The 25748-nt window shown below is 42.4% G+C and carries 21 protein-coding genes; 7 read left to right on the top strand and 14 right to left on the bottom strand.

The genetic code is table 11. The features are described 5' to 3' along the window. Positions 1–196: 196 nt before the first annotated feature. From ACT29H_RS10775 to ACT29H_RS10750, 6 genes are all read left to right on the top strand, one after another. Positions 197–913 (top strand): type III pantothenate kinase, encoded by a 717-nt coding sequence (locus ACT29H_RS10775; protein WP_444821639.1) that lies wholly within the window; start codon positions 197–199, stop codon positions 911–913. A 19-nt stretch (positions 914–932) separates the two neighbouring features. After that, positions 933–2177, top strand: coding sequence for a hypothetical protein (locus tag ACT29H_RS10770; RefSeq protein ID WP_444821638.1), 1245 nt, complete (start codon positions 933–935; stop codon positions 2175–2177). 177 nt (positions 2178–2354) lie between these two features. Continuing rightward, complete coding sequence (locus tag ACT29H_RS10765; protein WP_444821637.1) at positions 2355–3713, top strand: tetratricopeptide repeat protein; 1359 nt, start codon at positions 2355–2357, stop codon at positions 3711–3713. A gap of 9 nt (positions 3714–3722) precedes the next feature. Then, positions 3723–4304, top strand: a complete 582-nt coding sequence (gene lptC, locus ACT29H_RS10760) for an LPS export ABC transporter periplasmic protein LptC (protein WP_444821636.1) — start codon at positions 3723–3725, stop codon at positions 4302–4304. Positions 4305–4576: 272 nt separating this feature from the next. Next, entirely contained in the window at positions 4577–5839 is a 1263-nt protein-coding gene (locus ACT29H_RS10755) for a hemolysin family protein (RefSeq protein WP_444821635.1), read from the top strand. Positions 5840–5962: 123 nt separating this feature from the next. Beyond that, positions 5963–8056 (top strand): SurA N-terminal domain-containing protein, encoded by a 2094-nt coding sequence (locus ACT29H_RS10750; RefSeq protein WP_444821634.1) that lies wholly within the window; start codon positions 5963–5965, stop codon positions 8054–8056. A 210-nt stretch (positions 8057–8266) separates the two neighbouring features. Here ACT29H_RS10750 and ACT29H_RS10745 read toward each other — a convergent pair whose 3' ends face one another. The 14 genes from ACT29H_RS10745 to ACT29H_RS10680 form a co-directional block, all read right to left on the bottom strand. Next, complete coding sequence (locus ACT29H_RS10745) at positions 8267–8722, bottom strand: GatB/YqeY domain-containing protein (protein WP_444821633.1); 456 nt, start codon at positions 8720–8722, stop codon at positions 8267–8269. Positions 8723–8764: 42 nt separating this feature from the next. Then, on the bottom strand, positions 8765–10276 hold the full coding sequence (ftsZ, locus tag ACT29H_RS10740) for a cell division protein FtsZ (RefSeq protein ID WP_444821632.1): 1512 nt from the start codon (positions 10274–10276) through the stop codon (positions 8765–8767). A 27-nt stretch (positions 10277–10303) separates the two neighbouring features. After that, the gene (gene ftsA, locus ACT29H_RS10735) at positions 10304–11659 is read right to left on the bottom strand and encodes a cell division protein FtsA (protein ID WP_444821631.1); all 1356 of its coding nucleotides are present in this window, start codon (positions 11657–11659) and stop codon (positions 10304–10306) included. Then, positions 11656–12387 (bottom strand): cell division protein FtsQ/DivIB, encoded by a 732-nt coding sequence (locus ACT29H_RS10730; RefSeq protein WP_444821630.1) that lies wholly within the window; start codon positions 12385–12387, stop codon positions 11656–11658. The genes ftsA and ACT29H_RS10730 overlap by 4 nt, the downstream gene beginning before the upstream one ends. Positions 12388–12400: 13 nt before the next feature. Continuing rightward, positions 12401–13804, bottom strand: a complete 1404-nt coding sequence (gene murC, locus ACT29H_RS10725) for a UDP-N-acetylmuramate--L-alanine ligase (protein WP_444821629.1) — start codon at positions 13802–13804, stop codon at positions 12401–12403. A gap of 3 nt (positions 13805–13807) precedes the next feature. Then, positions 13808–14914, bottom strand: coding sequence for an undecaprenyldiphospho-muramoylpentapeptide beta-N-acetylglucosaminyltransferase (murG, locus tag ACT29H_RS10720; protein ID WP_444821628.1), 1107 nt, complete (start codon positions 14912–14914; stop codon positions 13808–13810). Between the two features lie 81 nt (positions 14915–14995). After that, positions 14996–16189, bottom strand: coding sequence for an FtsW/RodA/SpoVE family cell cycle protein (locus ACT29H_RS10715; RefSeq protein ID WP_444821627.1), 1194 nt, complete (start codon positions 16187–16189; stop codon positions 14996–14998). Continuing rightward, positions 16182–17540 (bottom strand): UDP-N-acetylmuramoyl-L-alanine--D-glutamate ligase, encoded by a 1359-nt coding sequence (murD, locus tag ACT29H_RS10710; RefSeq protein ID WP_444821626.1) that lies wholly within the window; start codon positions 17538–17540, stop codon positions 16182–16184. The genes ACT29H_RS10715 and murD overlap by 8 nt, the downstream gene beginning before the upstream one ends. Then, the gene (gene mraY, locus ACT29H_RS10705; RefSeq protein ID WP_444821625.1) at positions 17537–18769 is read right to left on the bottom strand and encodes a phospho-N-acetylmuramoyl-pentapeptide-transferase; all 1233 of its coding nucleotides are present in this window, start codon (positions 18767–18769) and stop codon (positions 17537–17539) included. Before mraY ends, murD begins: the two co-directional genes overlap by 4 nt. Before the next feature lie 2 nt (positions 18770–18771). Further along, positions 18772–20241 (bottom strand): UDP-N-acetylmuramoyl-L-alanyl-D-glutamate--2,6-diaminopimelate ligase, encoded by a 1470-nt coding sequence (locus tag ACT29H_RS10700; protein WP_444821624.1) that lies wholly within the window; start codon positions 20239–20241, stop codon positions 18772–18774. Between the two features lie 9 nt (positions 20242–20250). Then, positions 20251–22365, bottom strand: coding sequence for a penicillin-binding protein (locus ACT29H_RS10695; RefSeq protein WP_444821623.1), 2115 nt, complete (start codon positions 22363–22365; stop codon positions 20251–20253). 119 nt (positions 22366–22484) lie between these two features. Continuing rightward, positions 22485–22883 (bottom strand): FtsL-like putative cell division protein, encoded by a 399-nt coding sequence (locus ACT29H_RS10690; RefSeq protein WP_444821622.1) that lies wholly within the window; start codon positions 22881–22883, stop codon positions 22485–22487. Further along, positions 22880–23791 (bottom strand): 16S rRNA (cytosine(1402)-N(4))-methyltransferase RsmH, encoded by a 912-nt coding sequence (gene rsmH / locus ACT29H_RS10685; protein WP_444821621.1) that lies wholly within the window; start codon positions 23789–23791, stop codon positions 22880–22882. Before rsmH ends, ACT29H_RS10690 begins: the two co-directional genes overlap by 4 nt. A 202-nt stretch (positions 23792–23993) precedes the next feature. After that, entirely contained in the window at positions 23994–24449 is a 456-nt protein-coding gene (locus ACT29H_RS10680; RefSeq protein ID WP_444821620.1) for a division/cell wall cluster transcriptional repressor MraZ, read from the bottom strand. Between the two features lie 686 nt (positions 24450–25135). Here ACT29H_RS10680 and ACT29H_RS10675 point away from each other — a divergent pair. Then, positions 25136–25678, top strand: coding sequence for a glutathione peroxidase (locus ACT29H_RS10675; RefSeq protein WP_444821619.1), 543 nt, complete (start codon positions 25136–25138; stop codon positions 25676–25678). Positions 25679–25748: the final 70 nt, after the last annotated feature.

Here is a 25748-nt window from a genome sequence, read left to right as displayed (position 1 = left end):
AAAGGGCTAAACAATTCATTACGAATCAACAAAGCATGGTTAAGCATATTACTACAGAGCCACTTAAGAACTACCATGCAAAATTCATTCGGCCCTTAAAAATTTTTATACGGCTAAAGACTCGGATTTTACGCATCCCTCTCTGCAATTTGCAAGAAAGGAATAACTTTGCATTTAATCCATACAATTTGAGCTTATGAATTTAGCAATTGATCAGGGAAACAGCAGCATCAAAATGGGATTTTTTGATAAGGGCAATTTAATTGCCACTTACAAGCTAATTTTTCCTGACCAAAAAAAGATAAGTGAACTTTACCGGCTTCATCAACCCAATAAAGTGATCCTATCATCTGTAACCAAAGAAACGAAACTTATTGAACAATATTTCCAATCGCAGAAAATTCCTTTCCACCTATTGGATCATACCACCCCTCTCCCCTTCAGACACCAATATAAAACACCCGAGACATTAGGGTTAGATCGGCTGGCCGCCATTGCCGGCGCACTAACATTATATCCACAAGAAAACCTGTTGGTGGTTGACGCCGGTACGGCCATCACCTTTGATCTGGTGGTAAATAACACATTTGTTGGCGGCAACATCTCCCCGGGAATTCATATGCGCTTTATGGCTTTGCACCAATTTACCAAAGGACTCCCCAAAATAGAACCCGGCCGTTCGGATTTTTGGGGAAGATCAACAGAGGAAGCCATCAGATCGGGGGTACAAAACGGCATTGCCTTAGAGATCGATGCCTACATCGAAAGAACCCGACAACAATACCCTGATATCAAAACCATCATGACAGGAGGTGACGCAGATTTTTTTGTTACCTACACAAAAAATATCATCTTTGTACATCCAAATTTAGTATTATACGGACTTAACAGAATATTGGAATACGATGCATAAACTTTTCAAATACTCTTTTTTGCTACTAGTCCTCGTGACCACTTCGGCAACCTTCGCACAAAAAAGGACCTATTCCCCCCTATCCCGATATGGCGTTGGCGAACTCAACACCTACGGCTATGGGCAAAATACCGGAATGGGGCACTCAGGAATTGGAATAAGAACCAATGAACATATTAATTTTCTAAACCCTGCTTCCTATTCGGCGATAGACACCATGTCGTTCTATTTCGAAACAGGCCTCACCGGAAATTCCCAAACCTTTGAATCGACCGGTGGTCAGGAAAAATACAACAACATTGATTTCAGCTATTTTGCAATGGGGTTTTCCCTCTCAAAAAACATCAAAACTTCGTTGGGGTTAAGACCCTTTTCCAATGCCGGCTATAAATTTGAATTTTCTGACAATACTTCCACCACCCGAGCTGTGGGAACAGGCAACCTTTCAGCCGCCTACGGAGGATTGTCCATTCGAGTGATACCCCAGTTATCGTTGGGAATGCATGCCACCTATCTTTTTGGGAACTTGCGCCATACCACCTTTATCGAATTCAGTGAGGATGATAACGCCTATAAGTATGGCTTACAAAACGAGATGCACGCCAGTGACTTCTTCTTGGATTTCGGCGCACAATTCAGCCACCAAATCAATGAAACAGACCAGATTACAGCAGGTATAACATTCCGTCCTCAAAGCGAAATCGGCGGAGATTTCCAACGAACAGCAGCGAAAGGGTTGGATTATGCAGAAGACGGCAAACTCTTTTCCAGCAATTACATCATCCCGGAAGCTTCCGACACGCTTGATGTTTCGGGCTTTGAAATGGCCAGATCCGTTGGATTCGGGCTCTCTTATTCCAAGAGCGACTTCCTAACCTTATCGGCCGATTATGTTCTCTCGAACTGGGGAGAGATAAACTTTCCCGATGGTTTGACACAGACCAAAAACAACTCTAGATTTTCGGCAGGAGCTGAAATTATCCCCAATTTCCGGTCCACCAATTATCTTTCTCGCATAAGATACCGCGCTGGCATTCACTATGGTGACCAATACATAATGATTAACGACAACGACCTCAAAAACTTTGGCATAACTTTTGGTCTAGGACTACCATTAAACAGAACAAAAACATCGGTCAACATAGCCTTTGAATACGGCACGGTTAAACCGTCGGGGAATTTGGACATTAATGAAAATTACGCCAAAATATCGTTGAATTTCACCTTTCACGAGTTCTGGTTTATCCAACGTAAATTCGATTAAGCCATTTCAATCTTTATAAGGTTCATATAATTTTAATATCTTTGTCGCTGTTTATCAAAAAAGCCATATTCAAACACGAAGAAGACAAATAACAATCGGTTTATAATTATAAGTTTTCAACAGATAAGAGAGGGGAATTATAAGCTGATTTTATTTTTTTAATAAAATTTTTTTCACATGAAAGCATTTACAATAATAGTATTAGGATTTTTAATTTCCATGCCCCAGATCTATGCACAAAAAGGGGTAGAAGACGGTTCGAAGTACGGACATGGAGAAGACAGCATCCGGTGTCTGAAAAATCTGTCTTTGTACACTGAATTGGCAAAACAAGAGCTGTATGATGATGCCTATCCCTACTGGGAGATCGCCTTTAACGAATGTCCGCTGTCTACTCGTCGCCTCTATACCGACGGAGTGGACATATTAACACACAAGATCAAAAATGCCGAGGATGAATCCAAGAAAGAAGCCTTCTTCCAGGAGTTAATGAAGGTTTATGACCAACGGATGAAATATTTTGGCAATCACTCCCGCTATGGAGTTCCTTATATTAAAGCCACCAAGGCAATAGATATTCTGGAATACAAAAAATCTGATCCCGCCTATAAAAAACAGGCCTATCAATTGCTGTCTGATGCCGTCGCCAATGGTGGCGCCAAATATCAACCGGCAGCGTTCGCCCTCTATATCACGACTTCCATTGCCATGTGGAAAGATGAAGAAATATCCGGCGAAGAGGTGGTCAATAATTATATTGATGTCTCAGAAAAGATAAACAAGCTTATTGCAGATCCCAAAATGGCCAAATACAAAAAAATGTATACCAAACTATCCGGTCAGTTGGAAGATGTATTTGCCGGTAGCGGAGTGGCCAGTTGCGAAACCCTGGATAACATCTATTCACCACAAGTGGAAGAACACAAAGAGGATCTGGAATGGCTGAAACGCGTCAATCGTTTATTGACCAACGCCCTATGTGACGATATGGATTTGCTATTCAAAGTATCGGAATATCTCTATCGCATAGAGCCTAGCAGCTCTGCAGCATTCGGATTGGCCAGGAGATATCTGAAATCAGGAGAATCCGCAAATGCCATAAAATATTATGAAGAGGCCATTAGTCTGGAGGAAAACAAAGAGAAAAAAGCAGACTACTACTACCAATTAGGGCTTGTTCATTTGGCCGGGAAAAATTATGTATCGGCACGTGCCAATGCCTTGAAAGCAATAGAAAATAACCCCAACTGGGGAAAACCGTACATTCTTATTGGTAAAGCGTATGCGGCCTCAGCCAACAGTGTTGGAAGCAACGATTTTGAACACAAAACAGCATACTGGGCTGCCGTAGATAAGTTTGTCAAAGCCAAATCTGTAGATCCGGAAGCCGTTGCTGAAGCCAACGAATTGATCAATGCCTATAGCAACCATTTCCCGAAAACGGACGAAATATTTTTCCAAGGTCTGGAAGAGGGTGCAGCTTATACCGTTGGTGGATGGATTGGTGAAAGAACCTCGGTAAGATCGGCTCGATAGAGAGAGATCATGAAAACAAAATTCTTAACAAATAAATATTTAACAGCAGGCAATTTTATATTGCTTGCTGTTATCGCATTTATATCCTCCTGTCAGTCCAACACTCCGGAAGAGATCAAAGCCGTAGTCGATGAAGACAATTTTCCTTCCCTGTCGGTCAATAACTTGGAAAGCGTAATTACGGATTCAGGGAAAGTGGCTTATCGGTTTATCACCCCGGAGATGAACCAATATAAAAACAGAGAAAAACCGTACACCGAATTTCCGCTTGGACTTCATCTTATCGTTTACAATGCAAAAGGAGAAATTGACGCTCAAATCAAGAGCAATTATGCGGTCTATCATGAAAAAGAAGACCTCTGGGAACTTCAAAACAATGTGGAAGCGGTAAATTTCAAAAATGAAGTTATCAATACTGAACAATTGTTCTGGGATACCAAAAAACACATCATTTATTCGGATGAGTTTATTAAAATTACCACCGATACCGAAATATTAACCGGCTACGGATTTGAGTCGGATGAAAAATTTGAAAATTATACCATAAAAAATATCAGTGGCATATTATCGGTTGACGAAGAAAATCTGTAACAACAACATTTTTGAATAAAAACAGAGGTGTAAATATCAACGACGTTTCTACTATTAGGTTAACAGTTGGAATATTAGGCTGAATAAAATCACAAAAGTGCATGTATAAAACGTCCATTGGAGCCAGAAGGAATTTCAAGCAACCACCTTCACCTTCAAAATATCATCTCCTCAAAGCTAAAAAACAGTTTTTTTTAATTGCTGCTGAATGAATAAAAACAAGATTCCGTAGTTTTTATTATCTTGCCACGAAGTAAGCTGTCTCACAAACAATGGAATATTTACCCGTAATAACTGTTACCATATTAGTTTCAGCATTTTTTTCCGGAAGCGAAATGGCATTCCTTTCCGCTAACAAATTACTCATAGAATTAAACCGGAAAAAGAACCCACGCCTGGCTAAAATAATCGATGTTTTTCTTCGCAAGCCGGGAATGTTTATAACCACCATCCTTATCGGCAACAATATTGCGCTGGTAATATATGGAATCTATACCGCCCGACTATTTGAGCCCTTTATCGCCAGATATGTCAGCTCCGATTTTGGCATTTTGCTTCTTCAAACCCTCTTTTCAACATTAATCATACTGATTACTGCCGAATTTTTACCTAAAATAATTTTCAGGATAAATCCCATTTTCACCTTAAACATCTTTGGAATACCGCTTTCTTTGGTCTACGGATTGTTTTATCCCATATCCAAATTCACACACGGCATATCCAATTATTTGATACGAAAAATCAGCGGCCCGGCCAACCGAAAAAGAACCGAAGATTTGGTCATCGGCCGACTGGACTTTGACGACCTTCTGTCCGAACATAACGAGAATTCACAAGCCGATGAAGAGGTCCCGCAAGAAGTTAAACTCCTCAAAAATGCCCTGGATTTCTCCTCTCTAAAGGTACGGGAATGTACGATTCCCCGCACCGATTTGCAAGCAGTGGAAATTGAAGACAGTTTGGAAATCCTCCGTCAAAAGTTCATAGAAAGTGGTCATTCCAAAATATTGGTTTATAAAGAAAACATTGACAATATTATCGGCTATGTCCATGTCTCGGAACTTTTTAAAAATCCCAAAAAGCTTCGGAACATTATCAATCCGATAAGTATTGTTCCGGAGACCATGACAGCCAACAAGCTTTTGGAACTATTCACCAAAGAACATCGAAGCATCGCGCTGGTGGTGGATGAATTTGGCGGCACAGCCGGAATCATTACGCTGGAAGATATTTTGGAAGAAATATTCGGGGAAATTAATGACGAACATGACATTTCCGATTTGGAAGAAAAAAAGATAGATGATCGTACTTATAAATTTTCGGGTCGTTTGGAAATAGATTACCTCAACGAAAAATATCAGCTGGGTCTTCCTGTCTCCGACGATTATGAGACGCTGGCAGGAATGATCCTCAACTACAACGAGTCCATCCCCAAAGAGGGCGAAAAAATATGGATCGCTCCATTTGAAATTCAAATTTTGGAAGCCAGCAGTTCAAAAATTGAACTTGTAACTGTCATAAAACAGGACGAATAGATTCGGAATCAATTTTTATATCGATTCTAAAATTCATACTGCACCTACTTTAAGAAAAGAGATTGTCCATTTTTTTGTATATTCGTGACCTGATTTTTAAAAACAATATTAATTTGTAACCGAATGGCAACTTTAGAGAGAATCAGAAGCAAAGGAGGCGTTTTAGTAGCCGTATTAATTGGCCTCGCCTTATTAGCCTTCATATTGACAGACCTTTTAAGTTCAGGGACATCCATTTTTAGAAGAGCGCAAATGATGGTTGCTGAAATCGATGGAGAATCGGTATCAATTCAGGACTTTCAGGCCCGTGTATCAGAAATGGAAGAATATGCCAAACTGAACTCAGGCCAATCATCGCTGGAAGCAGAAATGGTAAACCGCTTAAGAGACCAGGCCTGGAATCAAATGGTCAATGAAATCCTATTAAACAAAAAGTATGAAGAACTGGGCATAGAAGTATCCCCCGCAGAATTGCTGGATATGGTGACCGGATCGAGAGTTCACCCGATGATCCTTCAGCTCTTCCGTAACCCTCAAACGGGAGCATTTGACAAAGAGCAGGTTATCAGGTTTCTAAAATCGAAACAATATGACCCAACGGCCAATTTTTACTGGAGTTTTGTTGAAGACCAGCTCATTAATGATCGATTGTACACTAAATATTCCACTCTTTTTCAAAAAGGCTTCTATGCCACCAACCAATGGGTTGAAAGCGAAGCTGAGGCCATGTCTAAAAAAGTGGATTTCAATTTTGTGGTTAAAAGACTAGCTACCGTTCCTGACGAGGAGGTAGCTGTTAGCGAAAGTGAAATCAAAGCTTATTACAATGATAATAAGGATCATTTCAAACAATCGGCCAGCCGAGACATTGAATACCTCACTTTTGATGTAGAGCCCACGGAAGAGGATCGTCAAAGCACGCAAGAACTGATTCTCGACATGAAAAAAGATTTCAGTTCACCCGATATCAATCCGCAACAGTTCGTAACCAACAATTCAGATATCCCCTTCAATCCCCTTTATTTAAAGCCGGAAGCCTTGGAACCTGAAATTCGGGATTTCGTATTGTCGGCTTCTGAAGGAGATGTTTACGGTCCCTATTTCGAGAACAATACTTATAAATTGACACGCCTGGTAGATGTAGCTCAGCTTCCTGACTCAGTAAAGGCGCGTCATATCCTGTTACGCATCAACCCTCAAAATCCGGACGAAGCCAATCAAATGGCTGACAGCCTAATAAATCTCTTAAACAATGGAGCGGATTTTGCCGAATTGGCCAGACAATACTCAGAAGACCAGGGGTCGGCCATCAACGGTGGAGATTTGGGATGGTTCCAACAAGGACAAATGGTTCCGGCCTTCAACGATGCCTGCTTCTTCGGAAAGAAAGGCGATATTGTCAAAGCCAACACCAATTTTGGGTTACACATCATCCACATTCAGGATAAGGGAAAACCCACCACAAAATATCAACTGGCCACATTGGGACGTGAAGTCACCTACAGTTCCAAAACCTATCAGGATATCTATTCTGAAGCAACACGTTTTGCGGCATTAAACAACACTCAGGAAAAATTCAACGCCGCAGTTGAAGAACAAAACCTGGTGAAAAAATATGGCCGTAATCTTCAGAAAAATGACCGCTTTGTAGGTAATCTTGAATCACCTCGTCAGTTGGTAAAATGGGCTTTTGAAGCCGAAGAAGGCGATCTTTCGCCAATCTTTGAATTCGGAGATCAATTTGTCATTGCAGTGCTTTCTAACATCACAGAGGAAGGGATTATGCCGCTGAGCGCTGTAAGAAACAGAATTGAACGTCAGTTAATCAACGAAAAGAAAAAAGAGAAACTGATTGCAGAACTTAAAGACCAAAAAGAAAGTGGCAAATCACTGGAAGAAATTGCGAATGCACTGGAAAGTGAAGTACTAACGGCGTCAGACGTAACCTTTAATACCTTCCAGATAACAGGTGCCGGTACCGAGCCTTCACTGGTCGCTCTTGCCCTTTATTCGCCCTTAAATGAGGTTTCAGAACCCGCTGCAGGGAATAATGGTGTTTACTTGGTTCAGGTCACCAACAAAGAAGAATCGGAAACAGACAAGGAACAGATTAAGCTTCAAATAAAAAGCTTATTAAACCAAAAAGTAAGCTATCAGCTGCTTCCGACCATTCGCGACAAGGCAGAAATCATTGACAATCGTTCTAACTTTTATTAGAAGAACGACTTCTAAACAATATAGAGATCAAATAAAAAAGCCCCAAAATTGGGGCTTTTTTATTTGATTGTTTCCTCAGTAAAATGGTCTGAAATAATACACAAATGTCGTCGTACCGACGCTAAAATGTGGCAAAGCACACCGTACTTTTGTCCATTAAAATAGCACTTCCCCCAAAAGAGAGTTGGCAGATGACAAAAAAAGCGGTGGTTATCCCTCCGCCAAAAGCCGTTTCACGGTATCTGAGATATCCTTTCCATCCGCTTTTCCGGCCAGTTTTTTGGCAGCTATCCCCATCACTTTTCCCATGTCTTTCATCGACCGGGCCCCCACTTCATCAATAATACTTTTAAGTTCCTTTTCCATCTCTTCGGGGCTCAACTGTGCGGGCAGAAATCCGGCAATCACATCCGCCTCAGCCATTTCATTATCATAAAGATCAGCACGTCCTTGGGCCGAATAGATATTGGCCGAATCTTTTCTTTGTTTCACCATCCTCTGAAGAATTTTTATTTCTTCCTCTTCCGATATTTCGCCCCCTGCTTTAGCTGCGGTGCGGGCTTCCAGCAACTCTTTCTTGATACTTCTAAGAGCTTGCAGTCTCACTTTTTCGCGTGCCTTCATGGCACTCTTAATCTCATCTGTAATTTTGTCAATTAAGCTCATATCTAAAATTCTTTGTTTAACATTTCATGCAAGATGCATGGATTAATCCACATTATCGTGCAAATAAGGATTATTGTCGCTGATGCGCGGATTATCCTTTCCTCCTGAGAGGGTAAAACGAGATACCTTTTGTCCGGAAGGGTCGGCAACCTTACCGGATTGACGGGGCTTTTTATCCTCGATAGAGACATTTCTCCTCTTATAGGCAGGAATGCTTTCCATCTCATCAATCAGTTTCTCATCATTCATTTCTTCAGGTGTCAGCGCAGCAGCCGAACCATACTGAAACAAGGGCTTTACATCCTTATTATTGCTGTCTAACGCCCAGGACAAAAGTTCTTCATCATTGACAGACTCTGTACCTTCCTCAGTTTTGGTGTTTTCACCGTATAACCATTCAATTTGGCGTTCTTTTTCACGTTCTATTTCATCAAAGTCAACGACTCGGGCTTCCTCATCTTCCGAAGATTCCATATTATCGAAAGAGGCTTCTTCCTCATCATTAACATTGCCCTCTTCATCCATCGTAAAACGGGTTACCACCTTCTTTTCGACCGGTTTTTCCTGCTTGTTAATAATATGGCCCGAAGCAAATCCGGTGGCAATAATGGTGACACCGACCTCATCATTTAATCGTTCATCGGTTCCCGATCCCCAGATAATAGATGCTGAAGATCCCACCCGTTCCTGGACATAGTCGGTAATTACCCCAACTTCATCCATCGTAATTTCATCCGTTCCGGAAGTTATATTGAGCAAAATATTTTTAGCCCCCCTGATATCATTATTGTTCAACAATGGCGACTCCAAAGCGGCCTGAATGGCATCAATGGCCCGATCCTGTCCTCCGGCTGTGGCCGACCCCATTAAAGCAACGCCACTGTTTTTCATCACGGTTTCCACATCTGCGAAGTCAACGTTGATATAACCGTGAACCGTAATAATCTCCGCGATCCCCTTTGCAGCGGTTGCCAATACATTATCTGCACGAGAAAAGGCATCACTCACTTTCAAATCACCATACATTTCCCGCAGCTTCTCATTGTTAATAATGAGCAATGAGTCGACATGGTTTTCAATTTCGGCAATTCCGTTAAGTGCCTGTTCAATTCTGACCCAACCTTCAAATTTAAAGGGAATGGTAACAATCCCCACCGTCAGAATGCCCATTTCCCGGGCTGCTTTGGCAATAACAGGGGCTGCTCCGGTTCCGGTTCCGCCTCCCATACCTGCGGTAATAAAGACCATCTTAGTATTATCTTCCAGGACTTTCTGTATCACCTCAAGGCTTTCAATGGCAGCTTCACGTCCCTTCAAGGGTTTATTGCCAGCCCCCCGACCTTCTGTGAGCGAGGCTCCAAGTTGTATTTTTACTGGTACGGGACTATTGGCCAAAGCCTGCGCATCGGTATTGCAAACCACAAAGGTTACATCCTTGATGCCCAAACTATGCATATAATTTACCGCATTGCTTCCACCTCCTCCAACACCCACCACTTTTATTATACTATCAGGATTGTCCGGCATATCAAAGTTCATCAGATCATCAATCATGGTTACCTCCTTTCAAATGGGGCAGGATCACATTTCGGTATCCCTTTCGTCAAAGATGCTTGCAAAGTTGCGCTGTAACTTTTCGAAAAGGTCACCCGTAAATTCTGCTTTTTTAGTTTTTTTGGATTTTCTGGATTTGTTTCCGGAAGTTTTTTTCTTTTTCCCGGATATATCTTCTTCGGTTTGCATATCCTCAAAGAGGACCTGCTCCCGTGTTATCATACCGCTACCCGGATACTTCCCTGCCGATATCATCAATCCGATGGCTGTGACAAGCGAAGGATCAGAAAGAGCTTTCTTCTCCCCGTTGGTAAAGGCTCTTGCAGAAGTTCCGATTCTCACATCCAGCCCTGTTTTTAATTTGGTCAGTTCGGCCAAATGATGAAGATTGGCACCTCCTCCCGTGAGAACAATACCGGCACCGAGTTTTTCATAAAAACCGGAACGTTCCACATGATGAATAATAAGTTCAATGATCTCTTCCATTCTGGCCTGAATAATACAGGCAAGGCTTTTAAATGAGATCACCTTTGGTTCCCATCCGGGAATTCCGGGAATGGAGACCACCGCATCTTCTCTTGCGAGCGTCCCCAGTGCTGATCCAAAACGCATTTTTAAGGCTTCTGCCTGCTTTTGCAACACGGCACATCCTTCTTTTATATCACTTGTTATCACATTTCCACCAAATGGAATAACGGCGGTATGGCGCAACACTCCATCATGAAACAAGGCCAAATCAGTGGTCCCTCCTCCAATATCCACCATAACCACACCTGCCTCTTTTTCCTCTTCCGAAAGGACAGATCCGGACGAAGCCAAAGAAGAAAGGATAAGACCATTCAGGCGCAGGCCGGCCCGCTCAATACACTTTTCCAGATTTTTTATAGCAGAGTTACGACCGATCACCACATGGTAGTTACCTTCAATTTTTTGCCCGGAATATCCTTCCGGTTCTTTGATTCCGCTTTCATGGTCAACAATATAGTCCTGTGGGACAACGTGCAAAATTTTCTCATCAGGTTCCAGCACGATGCGATAGCTATCCTGTAACAACTGTTCCAGGTCAAAAGTATTAATAACACTTCCACCTTTTATAAATCTGTAGCAGCGATTGCCCATGGTTCGAATATGCTGCCCGCTGACTCCGGCGAAAACATCACTTAATTTAATACCAAGACGATCTTCCAAAGCAAAGACAGCTTGTTGAATTGCCTTCCCCGTCTCATCTATATTCAGAACAACACCTCGTTTGACCCCGGCACAGGGCACCTTCTCAACGCCCAATACTTCCAGCATTCCGTTAGGGTGCTTGCGGCCTGCAACGGCGACCACCTTGGTAGAGCCGATGTCTATAGCTGAAATAACATTTAATTCCTGACTCATAAATTCCTGTTTTTCGAGCAAAGTACTTGTCCTTTATATTTTAAATTTATTACCTTATACTTGTTCCACTCTCTGGGCGATAACCCCTGTTTGTAAAGCGCTTTCAGATTTCTCATTTTTTCATCTATTCTTTCGGGCGGCCCCAACAGAATCAAATGATCTCCCACTCTTGGAACCAGCACATAATCGCCATTTTTCTTAATATACACCTGCTCAATTTGAGCCGTCCAGAACAGATCTTTCCGAAAAAGACGGGCAAGATATATTAAATGGTCCAATTGACCTTCAATGACGCCGCTCACAATCATTACTCTGGCGGTATAGTTATCGAATAATTGCATTTCATTGCCGTACTCATCGATGTAATAAGAACGTCCCTTTTCAAATACCCGGAAGAGAGGCTTGTGTTGTATCAAATCAATTTTCAATATCCCCTCTATCGTATTGTAAACCTCACAATTATATACCGCCGGATGTTTTTCCACAAATGTTTCTATTTCGTTTAACTTTAAAGCATTTATGGGTTCACCCAAAATTCCATCAAATTTCCCCAGTACCGCATTTTTTATCTCGTGGGGTTGGACAAACCCATTCTTCAAACTGTCGAGAACATTAACTTCCACTTCAGAACAGACCAACTTTTGGTGATGACGCCCCACCAGTCCGAGCATCACCGGGAAATATAAAAGCAATAAGCCCCAAAGTAAAGATTTTTTCACGTTCTTCATCGTAAAATAATGTTCATATACGCTGTTTGGATTTGCAATAATTCTCTCCCCATTCGCAAATTCCGGGAACTAATCTGTCAATATCTCCGGCTCCCATGGTTACCAGAACTTCAGGTTGCAGACGGTTCAAAACAGGGATCAGTTCGTTTTTTTCTACCAGATGACATTTATTAGGCTCCATAAAATGAGCAATGGTTTCACTGGATATTCCGGGTATAGGCTCCTCCCGTGCCGGATATATCGGCAACAAGACCACTTGATCCAACCCTTCATTGAGTGCTTCGGCAAACGCCCCGGCAAAATCACGTGTGCGTGAAAAAAGGTGAGGTTGAAAAACCCCTGTCACGCGTCTTCCCTTCCAAAGATGTCGAACACTTTCCAATGTTGCTTTTATCTCCTGAGGATGATGTGCATAATCATCGATATACACCAAACTGTCGTTATTGATAAACATATCAAAACGTCGGGCTATTCCTTTAAATTGCGGCAAAGCATCCACTAACTCTTCATATTGAGCGCCGCTTATGAGAGCCAGTGATAATGCCGCAACTGCATTTTCCACATTCAGCAGACCGCGGACCCCCATTTTAAATCCCGGCAAAACCCCTTCTTGGGTTTTCAAATCAAAGGTATAATATCCATCAATTTCTTCAATATGAATGGCCGAATAATCGGCATTTCCGCCAAGGGAATAGGTCAATGTCCGAACTCCGGCCGCAAGATTTTCCGGGATCTCCAGACCCGATTTTAAAAGTAAATAACCATTAGGCTTTATCCTCTGCGCAAAACCTGCAAACCCCTTTTTCACTTCCTCAAATGTTCCATAAATATCTAGATGATCTGCATCCATGGATGAAATTAAGCCCAAAGTAGGACTAAGTTGCCAAAAAGAACGATCGAACTCATCAGCTTCCAGAACCACCAATGGCGAACGACTGTTCCCTACAAAGTTGGTATTAAAATTCTTCGAGATACCACCCAAAAAAGCGTTGACACCTATTTTGCACCGGGATAACAAAAATGCTGTCAGTGTGGAAATGGTCGTTTTACCATGCGTCCCAGCCACACAGATCGATTTCATCCCTTCCGTAATCATACCTAATACCCTGGAACGCTTCATCACTTCAAAGCCATGACCTCGAAACCATTGAAGCTGAGGATGCGAATCCGGAACCGCAGGCGTATAGACGATCAACGTTCCGGACCGATCTCTAAAATCCGGGGGAAGTGCAGCCACTCCATCATCCCATACCACACTGATCCCCTCCCTGATCAAAGCATCGGTAACACTACTCTGAACACGGTCATAGCCTGCCACCTGACGTCCGACAGAATAAAAAAACCTTGCCAGAGCACTCATTCCAATGCCTCCTATACCTACAAAGTAGATTCGGGAATATGTATCAAATATCTTCATTAACTATGATTCGGATAATTTTTCTATTTCTTGGGCTATTTTCTCTGCAGCATCGGGCAAAGCAAATTCCTTTATTTTTATTTCCAATTGTTGTCTTTCAGCTTCATTTCTCAGCAAAGAGAGTGCTTCCGGAACCAATTGACGAGCCGCATCCCGGTCGGTTACCATTAAGGCGGCTCCCTCCTTTACCAGCGACATGGCATTCTTTGTTTGATGATCTTCAGAAACATTGGGCGAGGGCACCAAAATAGAAGCTTTCCCCAACAACGCCAATTCACTGATGGTTCCTGCACCAGCCCTTGATATCACCACATCTGCCACCGCATAAGCCATTTCCATATTTTTAAGAAATGGCGCCACCTTAACATTCTCCAAATTTTTAGCGCTCAGCTGCTTTTTTAAATCATCCCAATAATACTTTCCACATTGCCACAACAACTGAACATCGGTTAAACTCATAATATCCTCCAAATGTTCCAGAATACCATTATTGATACTTCCGGCTCCCAAGGAACCTCCTACAACCAAAAGTGTCTTTTTCTCCGGATCCAGATTCAATTTCAGGAAGGCTTCCCTGCGATCGACAGGCTCCAGCAATTTCTTTCTAACAGGATTTCCGGTCAATACAATACGTGGGGCCGGGAAAAAACGCTCCATACCGGGATAGGCCACACATATCGTTTTGGCTTTCCTTGCCAATATTCTATTGGTGACGCCCGGAAAGCTGTTTTGTTCCTGAATAAGTGTCGGCACTCCTGCTGCGGCCGCAGCCTTCAACACCGGGCCGCTGGCATAACCTCCTACGCCAATCACCACATCCGGCTGGAAGGTTCTAACTATTCTTCTGGCTTTTATCATACTGGCAGCCAACTTAAAAAAGAAGGTGACATTTTTAAACGTCAACCGACGCTGAAAGCCCGCCACAGGTAAACCCTCAATCTTGTAACCCGCTTCCGGAACCTTTTCCATCTCCATACGCCCCAACGCACCCACAAAAAGTATTTGAGCTGCCGGATTGCGTCTCATTAGCGCATCTCCAATGGCAATTGCGGGAAAGACGTGCCCGCCCGTTCCACCTCCACTAATGATTATTTTTATTTTATTCCCCATTTCAATTTATTCCTATTCATCCGTATAAAATTCACTTAAGTAATTGGATGTATGAAACTCGTCCATCCATCCTGTTGTTGACTATCGCGCATTATCCTGTGGCAGGACTTCATCATCCTCTGTTTTTTTGTCCTGCTTTTGGTAATGACGGCTGACACTAAGAATTGCGCCCAACGCCAGACAGGTAAACAAGATGGATGTCCCCCCCATACTTACCAGCGGCAAAGGTTGCCCCGTAACCGGGAAAATACCAACGGCAACCCCCATATTAACAAAAGCCTGTATTACCAACATCAAACCTAATCCAAGAACCATAAAGGCAGGGAAGGTACGGTTACATTTCCGGACCAACACCCCGATTCTTCCCAACAGAAAAAAATAGGCCCCAAGAACCAGACCTGCGCCCAACAGTCCGAATTCTTCTGCTATGATGGCAAAAATAAAATCGCTGTAGGGATGCGGTAAAAAGTTACGCTGATCACTGTTCCCCGGTCCCTTGCCAAAAAAACCACCGGTGGCAATGGCTATTTTCGATTGCGTAACCTGATAATCATTCCCATATTCGTTTCCAACAGCATCCTTGTCGAAAAAAGCTTCTACCCTGGCAGCCCAAGTTTCCGCTCTATCTATCAATACAATATCATTCATTGCAAGAATCAACACCAGACTCACCACAAATAATCCTGCAAATCCTGTTAAAAAAAGATATTTAAAAGGGACACGTCCCAGATACATCATAAGCATCACCACCCCACCCAACAATAGTGAGGTAGAAAGGTTTTCGGGAAAAATCAGTAAACACACAATGCCCGTATGAATCATTATGGGCCAAAACGCCCCATAGGTGGGCTCTTTTTCATCCTGATGCTGTGCCAAAACCCTGGCCACATAAACAATCAATGCCAGCTTGGCCATCTCCGATGGTTGAAAGCTCAATCCAATTCCGGGCACTTCAAGCCATCGACTCGCCTCGTTCAGATTTCTGCCCGCAAAAAAAGTTACAATCAGCATCAATATGGAAAAATAAAGAGCCGGTAAACTAAAAATAACAAAATACTTATACGGAATATGATGCACCAAAACAATCAATGATATTCCAATCAACAAAAATGAGAGTTGTTTAAACATAAAATAGGTCGTATTCCCACCCTGAGTTCTATAGGCCAGACTTCCTGTGGCACTGTAAACCGTCAGCAACGATACCAGTGACAAGAAAACAATGATCACCCACAGATTCTGATCACCCTTGATATATTTACGAACAAAACTACTCATAATCGTTTTTAAGATTATTCACTTCCTCTTTAAACATGCGTCCCCGATGCTGATAATCATTAAATAAATCAAAGCTCGCACAAGCCGGCGACAACAATACTATGTCTCCCCGGTTCCCCTTTGTTTTGGCAAGACGAACCGCCTCTTTCATAGATTTGGTTTCCAAAATTTCCGGGATTTTACCCTTAAAAGATGATACCAGCTTACGGTTATCAACCCCCAAACAAATAAGGACTTTTACTTTTTGAACCACAAACTCTTCCAATGGAGCGTAATCATTACCCTTGTCTGTCCCTCCTGCAATCCAGATCACCGGCTTCTCCATACACTCCAAAGCGTACCAAACAGAATCAACATTGGTAGCTTTACTGTCATTGATGTAGAGTACCCCGTTAATTTCATCCACATTTTCCAACCGATGCTCCACTCCACTAAAATCTTTCAATCCCTCTTTCACGGCATCCACAGATGTTCCAACACTAAGCGCCGCCAAAGCAGAAGCCATACCGTTGAAAATATTATGTTTCCCCGCAACAGGAATTTCCGAAAGCGGAAAAGTAAACCGGGATTGGGCACTGTTCACAATCAACAGGTCATTTTCTACGCAAGCGCCACGCCCATAAACATGATCATACGCAAAAGGCAACCGATGCCCCGGATATTCCATGGAACGCAAGCGTTTCATCGTTTCTTTATCATGGGCATTAAAAATAAAAACACTGTTTTCATCATGATTATTCAAAATCCGAAACTTAGCATCTACATACTTTTCAAACCGATAATCATAACGATCCAAATGATCTGGCGACAGATTGGTTATAACGGCCGTATCACACTTAAAATCATACATCTCTTCCAGTTGAAAGCTGCTTAACTCCAGCACAAAATAATCGGGATCACCGGCCAATAATTGGCGGGCCAGACTAATACCCACATTTCCTGCCAGTTTCACGTTCACCCCCCCTTTTTTCATCAGGTGATAGGTCCACATGGCGGTAGTGGTTTTCCCATTACTTCCGGTAATACCTATCATTTTCGCATTTGAAAAACGCCATGCAAATTCGGTTTCGGAAAGAACAGGAATCCCACGTTCCCTGATCTTCCTGACCAGTGGAGAATATCCTGGGATACCGGGACTTTTCACCACCTCCGAAGCTCTCAAAATACGCTCTTCGGTATGTCCTCCACTTTCATATTCAATCCCCGCCTGGTCCATCTCCTCGCAAAATCCCGGTTTGATGGCACCACTGTCGGACACAAAAACCCTCATTCCTTTGGATTTAGCCAAAAGAGCAGCGCCTGTTCCACTTTCGCCCCCACCTAATACAACCAGCTCATTCTCCATCTTCATCGTATTTTCAAAGTAACTATTGTTAACACCGCCAGAATAATTCCCACAATCCAGAACCGGGTCACTATTTTTGATTCAGGATATCCTTTTAACTGATAATGATGATGCAACGGAGCCATTTTAAAGATTCGTCTTCCTTCTCCATATTTTTTACGGGTATACTTAAAATAGCTCACCTGAAGCATAACAGAGATATTCTCTACCAGAAAAATTCCGCACAATATGGGAATAAGCAATTCCATCCTGATTAAAATGGCAAACACCGCAATAATTCCTCCAATGGTCAGACTTCCGGTATCCCCCATAAATATTTGGGCAGGAAATGAATTGTACCACAAAAAGCCGACGGTTGCACCAATAAAAGCACTCATAAAGACAACCAATTCCTCGGTATGAGGAACATATATTATATTTAGGTATTCGGCATAAATGGTGTTACTGGAAACATAGGCCAGAATACCAAGGGTAGCACCAATAATTGCCGAAGTCCCCGTGGCTAAACCATCAAGCCCGTCAGTAATATTGGCACCGTTAGATACCGCTGTGGTAATAAAAATAACAGCCAAAACAAAAATAACCCAACCCCAATATTCGGCGTTATCTCCCAAAAACCATATTAAAGATTTGTAATTAAACCGATTATTCTTAAAAAAAGGAACATTGGTAACAGGCGTCTTAACGTAGGTCACCTCAGACCTCTTTTCCATATTTGGGGTTTGGACTTGCTGAATCTCTTCACTCGCAGGAACTTCAACTTTCACAACCACATCATCACTGAAAAATAAAGTTAAGCCCACAATTAGTCCTAAGCCAACCTGCCCCACCACTTTAAAACCGCCGGCAAGGCCCTTTTTATTATTCTTGAAAACTTTAATGTAATCGTCAATAAAACCGACCAAACCTAACCAAATCGTGGTGGTAATCATTAACAACACATACACATTATCCAGCTTTCCGAACAACAATACAGGAATTAATATTGAAGTAATTATGATAAGACCTCCCATCGTAGGCGTCCCCTTTTTTTGGTATTGTCCTTCAAGCCCCAGATCACGAACCACCTCACCGATCTGTTGACGCTGTAACAGCCTGATAATTATTTTTCCAAATATCGTTCCGATCAGCAAGGCAAAAATGACCGCCATCCCCGACCTGAAAGAAATATACTGAAACATTCCCGCCCCCGGGAAATCAATAGACTCAAGATATTTAAATAATGGGAAAAGCATAGCTATGATTGTTGTTGTTCAAAAAATTCCTTTATTACTTCTCTGTCATCAAAATGCGATCTCCGGCCATTCACTTCCTGATAGGTTTCGTGTCCCTTCCCTGCCACCAAAACAATATCGCCCGACCGGGCAATGGAACAGGCGGTACGAATAGCTTCTCGACGATCGGGAATGGTTAAAACTTTAATACGCTCTGCAAAAGAAACCCCTTCCATCATTTGGTCAATGATCGTTTTCGGATCTTCATTCCTTGGGTTATCTGACGTTAATATAACCTTGGAACTGTTTTTCACGGCCTCCGATGCCATCACCGGACGTTTTGTGGTATCTCGGTTACCGCCTGCACCAACCACCGTAATCAATGACTGACCCGGTCTACGAATCTTATTGATCGCCTCAAGTACATTTCTTAACGCATCCGGGGTATGGGCATAATCAACAATGCCTGTTATGCCTCCTGCCGACCTTATTATTTCAAACCTTCCGCTTACGGGCTTCAAACTGCTCATGGCCACCAAAAGATCTTGTTTGTCCCATCCAAGCTCACAGCCGGCCCCATAAACGGCCAAAAGATTAGAGGCGTTGAACCGCCCAACAAATGGAGTCCAAAACTCTTCGCCGTCAATCGAAAGCTGCATCCCTTCAAAACTGTTTTCCACAATCTTGGCACGATAAGATGCCATCTCCCGCAAGGAGAAGCTCTTTTTTTCCGCTACCGTATTTTGAACAATCACACGCCCATGCTTATCATCTAAATTTGTAAGGGCAAAAGCAGATTCGGGCAAATTGTCAAAGAAGCTTTTTTTCACTCGGATATACTCGTCAAAAGTCTTATGATAATCCAGATGTTCATGGGTGATATTGGTAAAAATACCCCCCTTAAACGACAAACCTTCAATTCGTTTTTGATCGATGGCATGAGAACTGACTTCCATAAAACAATACTGGCAATCGGCCTGCACCATTTCATACATGAGACGATTCAGGGTCACAACATCCGGGGTAGTATGCGTGGCATCCACTTTTTCTTCGTCAACATAGTTAACAACCGTTGAACATAGACCGGCCTTATATCCCAAACTTTTAGCAGTATGGTACAATAGGGTGGCAATAGTGGTTTTACCGTTGGTGCCGGTAACCCCAACCAGATTTAGGTGAGATGAGGGATATTCATAGAATTGCCCGGCAATTTGTCCGAGTGCTGAATGACTATCCTCAACAACTAAATAACATACTTCAGGAATGGTTTTCTCGGGTAATACTTCACAAACTATGGCATTCGCGCCCTTCGAGACAGCATCCGCAATGAAGTTGTGACCATCAATTTGCGTCCCTCTCAAAGCAACAAAAAGGGTGTTTGATACAACTTGTCTACTATCGAAAGTTATATTTTGGATAACAGGATCACCGTCTCCAACTTTTCTGGTCCATGAGAGACCCGCAATACATTCTGACAACTTTTTCTGTATCATTCAATTATTTTATTCAAGATATATCACAATTCTTTGGCCTTTTTTCACAGGTATTCCCGGCTCTACAGATTGACTAACCACCTTTCCCACGCCACGAACCTCTACCTTTAATCCACAATTTTCCAAAACCACTACCGCATCTTTGGCTCCCATCCCTTTCACCAGCGGAACAATTTTCCGAGGAATGCTCTTGGGGCGTAATTTTATGGCATGCTCCAGCGCCTGAGTGGAGACCCAATTGGAATTTAATGCCTGGTTTTGAACAGGAAAGTCCAGTTCTTCAAAAATAACAGATAATTCGTCCATGGGTCCTCCTTTCGACCATGGGAAAAACCCCTCTTTTACCTGGGGACGGGTAGCCTCCACCGGCAATTTATCGTAACTCAACGCATATACTCGGTCTGCTATTTCCCGGAAAACGGTCCCGGCCACCTCATTTCCATAATAAACATCATTCGACGGGCTGTTTACAACAACGATACAGGAATACATGGGCTGATTGGCGGGGAAAAATCCCACAAACGAGGCAACATATTCGACACCATCATCTCCGCGATACCCGGTCCTTCCTCTGGCTATTTGAGCTGTACCGGTCTTCCCGGCTATTCGGTAAATATCATTTCTGATGTTGGTGGCAGTGCCACGCTCTACAACCCCCTTAAGAAGTTCCCGGACTTTCTCAAGCGTGGCAACCGAACAAATAGCAGGATTCAGCACCTGAGGCTCAAATTCCCTGAGTATTTCTCCATGCTGGCTTATGGCCTTCACAAACATCGGTTTTACCAATTGACCATTATTGGCCACAGCATTATAAAAAGCAAGAATTTGCAACGGAGTCATTTTTACCTCATACCCAATCGACATCCAAGGTAATGTAACACCCGACCAGGAAGGATCTCCCGGATACTTAATGACAGGCTCTCCCTCACCTTTAATTTCAATTCCCAAAGGTTTGTTGAGGCCGATAGAATATAATCTGTCCACAAAACGACGGGGATTATCCTTATAGTTTTCATATATCATCCTGGAGATGCCAATATTGGAAGACTTTTCAAAAGCTTCTCTTACTGTTATTTTACCAAATCCACCATAGTGACTGTCACGCATGATGCGATCATAATAACGGTAAGCCCCGTTCCCGGTATCAATGGAATCGGATAGTCTTACCTTCCCATCTTCCAGGGCTGCAATCATTGAGGCCAGTTTAAAGGTAGAGCCGGGCTCCAATGCTTCTCCAATGGCATAGTTAAAATGATCTTCAATGTAGATGCCCGGTTCGCTCCGGTACAAATTAACCATGGCTTTCACCGCTCCGGTTTCCACCTCCATCAGAATGGCCACACCATGATGCGCATCGTGCAGCCGCAGCTGACGCATCAGAGATTGCTCTGCCACATCCTGTAGTTCGATATTCAGGGTGGTGATTAAATTTTTTCCATCTCGAGGTGGTATTTCTTCTTCCGTAATCCAACTGCCGGCAATCCGTTTCCAGGTACTAACACCGTTGGCCCCTTTTAGCACATTGTCATAGGCCCGTTCCAGCCCTACCATCCCGCCTTTGGCGCGCTCACCGTAAAGTTTTCCAATTGTACGGGCCGCCAACGAGCCAAATGGAAGTCGACGCTCCTCATACTGCCGGGGTATGAAACCACCGGAATTTCTTCCTCGGCGGAAAATCGGAAATTCTTTAATTTGCTGAAGTTCTATGTACGACACTTTCCGGGGATGAACCAAATGATATCTTTCGCCCTTTCGTCGTGCCTGGATCAGATCTCGTTTGTAATAGGAAGCTGAATGATCTCCGAAAAACTGAGACAAACAAATGGCCAGACTATCAATTCCGTCATTAAACACCGCGCCGGTCAAACCATTGGCATGTAAATCCATGTAAATCCGATAACTGGGCACCGAGAGGGAAATTTTTTTCCCGTTTTCATCCAGTATATTGCCCCTGTTGGCCTCTATAACAACACTATTGCTCTCGAGTGTTCTGGCTTTCTCTTCCCATTTGGAAGCTTCAAAAATTTTCAGTTTGACCAGTTCAAACAAAATAAAAAGAACAAGGACTCCAAACAGAGAGTAAATAATGCCAAGTCTTATTAATATTTTTTGTTTGATAGTCATGGGTATTAATTAAAAACAAAAAAATAATACGATATTGTCTTTTATCAATATTTTAACTTTTGAATCAACAAATCCGCCTCCGGTATTGATTGTTTAGGTGATGCCCAACAAAAAAATACCTATTCCATTTTTTCAACTTTAAGAATCCTGGGCGGTGTTTTAAGAACTTCCAGATTGATACCGGCCTTACGCACCCGTTCCATTACTTCACTTTGCTTACTCATATTCATCAGTTCGGAAGAGGTGGTAATGGCTTCATATTTCAATTCTTTAAGTTCTTTCATCAAATCTGCCTGCCGATCCAATAAATGTTCCATCTGGTAACGATTTCCAATATACAGAAATGCCAGAAAAACAATAAAAGTCATAAACCCCCAATGGCGTCCTAGTTCCTTTCCTGCCAGGAACCGACCGTGCAAAAATTCCTTAAATGAAATTCCCTTAAGCTCTTTAAACTCTTCCTTTCCGGTAAGAAATTCAGCTTCTCCGGGCTTTTTTTTTGAACGAGACCAAATCATATCCTCTCAGCAATTCTTAGTTTGGCACTTCTGGCTCTTGGATTGTCAGCGATTTCAATTTCATCAGGCACCACGGCTTTTCGAACAACAGCCTTAAAAGGAACATCCCGATGACCGTAAAGATCGGTCTCCGCCTGACTCTGATCATAATGTCCCGACCGGATGAAATTCTTAACCATTCGATCTTCCAACGAATGATATGATATTATTACCAATCGCCCTCCGTGATGTATCACTTCCGGCAATCGGGAAAAAAGTTCTTGTAAAGCCGTCATTTCACGGTTCACTTCAATTCTCAGTGCTTGAAAAACTCTTGCCAGGTATTTATTTTCTTCATTACGAGGTGCGGAATTACGTGCCACCTCTTTGAATTCAAAAGTATTTTCAAAAGAATGTGTCTCTCTATAGCTGAGAATTGACTTCACCAATCGTCCCGGATTCTTAATTTCTCCATACATCTTAAAAATGGAAAATAATTTCTCTCCGGCATAACTATTTAATATCCCTGCGGCGGTAAGGCTCGATCCCGCCGACATCCGCATATCCAGAGGGCCATTAAAGCGGAACGAAAACCCACGCTCGGCCACATCAAAGTGATGCGACGATACCCCTAAATCACCCAATACCCCATCCACCGTGGAGATTCCCAGATAATCCAGAAAGTGCTGCAAATATCTAAAATTGTGCTTTACCAGCACAAAACGTTGATCGTCGGGTGCATTTTTCCATGAATCTTTATCCTGATCAAAGGCAATCAATCGACCTTCAGGCCCCAATTGCTCCAGAATGGCCCGACTATGTCCTCCACCACCAAAAGTCAAGTCAACATATACCCCGGAAGGATTAATATTCAACCCCTCTATGGCTGTTTTTAATAAGACCGGTATGTGATATTGAGTTGACACCATTTCATCAGTATAAAATAAATTTATATAATTACTTTAAAGCTTATTATGTCCATCGCTCACCCATCAATCTCTTAAAGAGGAAAACCATCCTTCCCGCAAAACATGAAATTGATCAATTCCCCTTCTTCCTTTGCACTTCTAACCCTGCCCTTTTATACATTTTGGTTGTGAAATCTCACATCGTCATGCTCATTTCATCCTCTTAAAATGTAATATTATCTCCAAAAATCTTCTCGGCAAGATTTCCCAATTCATCCTGGGTCATATCTTTTCTATAATATCCTTCTTTATTCCACATTTCTATATACCTGTCTACTCCTAACAAAACAACTTCACGATCAATCTCTACTTGTTCCATCAAGCGCTTGGGCACTAAAAATCGACCGTTCCCATCCAATGAAACCTCGGCAGAACCACGAAAAAATAGACGAAGAAACCGGGTGTGCTCCCGATTGTAAGGATTTAAACCCGCCCGGATACGTTCCAGCTTTTCTTCCCAAACGGAATAGGGGTAAAGCACCAAGCAAGGCTCAAACAAATCTTTTCGAACTATCAGACGCAAATCGCCCGCTCCCAATTCCCTTTTAAAGACGGAAGGAAAAACTATGCGACCTTTTGCGTCAGTTCTACACTCAAAATCTCCAATAAATGTGCACATTACGGTTTGAGAAATATTTCCGTAAAGCTACAATTTTTTTGAACCACAATCAACCACTTTACCCCACTTTATTACTTTTTAATAAATAAAACGAGCATGACCAACGAAGTTGGACACAACCAGAACATGTACAAACGAATGGTCATGCGAGTTCCATCAGACCAATGATTTAACCTAATTTTATACGGATGAAATAATTGCTACAAGTCAAATGCCCTCATCTTTTTACCAACGACTTTATCCATCCATATATTGTTGTAATCAACATCAATCCATCGAACAAGCAACCATTTGCATCTTCCTCTTTTCGGAATGCAGACACCCTTTAGGCCAAGCAACTTTATACGCTAAAAATAAACCAAAAACACGGAGCGCTGTTTTACTTATATGTGAAGCCAAAATCCATAATGCACAGCGATCAAAAGCCTGCCAAGCGAATTTAGGATTTAATCTCACCAAGGTAGGTTTTACTTTATACAAAAAACGAGTTATTAAACTTTTGCAAAATAAACCTCAGCGCCTGTCATGGCGCCAAACCACAATGACCAACGCACGAATTAATAGAACCTCAATATTTAGCTTTATGAAACGAGCATGACCAACTTAGTTTGTCACAATAAGAACATGTATAAACTAATGGTCATGCGAGTTCCATTCCACCAATGACTTAAATAAATTATATACGAATGAAAATAAAACTATTCTTCACAACGATTCTTCTTCTGGCCGGTCTTTCCTTCGTGGTAGGTCAGAACGATTTTTACAACTTCAAAGTAAAAACCATTGATGGCGAGACTTTCGATTTTTCCCGGTTGAAAGGGAAAAAAGTAATGATAGTAAACACCGCCAGCAAATGTGGATTTACCCCTCAATACCAACAATTACAAGAGATTTATCAAAAATATGGCGGTAACGGTTTTATCATTCTTGGTTTCCCCGCCAATAATTTTCTGAATCAGGAGCCCGGCACACCGGAAGAAATTCGCAACTTTTGCCAGGTCAATTACGGCGTCACCTTCCCCATTATGGAAAAAATCAGCGTCAAAGGCGACGATCAGCATCCCTTGTACCAATGGCTGACCAACAAAGAATTGAACGGTGTCCTCAGCAGCAAAGTCAAGTGGAATTTCCAAAAATACCTAATCAGCGCCGACGGAAAACTTGAAAAGGTGATCCCGCCAAAAACAAAACCCGACGATCCCGAAATCATTCAATGGATCAAAAATTAAAGCCCAGTCGGGTATGCCTTCTTCATTAAAGGGGCCTACCCTTTCCCCCTAACAATTTTTGCATTGAGAT

It is taken from the genome of Thermophagus sp. OGC60D27, from assembly GCF_052400625.1.
Lineage (GTDB): Bacteria > Bacteroidota > Bacteroidia > Bacteroidales > Marinilabiliaceae > Thermophagus.
This window is presented reverse-complemented; position numbering and strand designations above follow the sequence as displayed.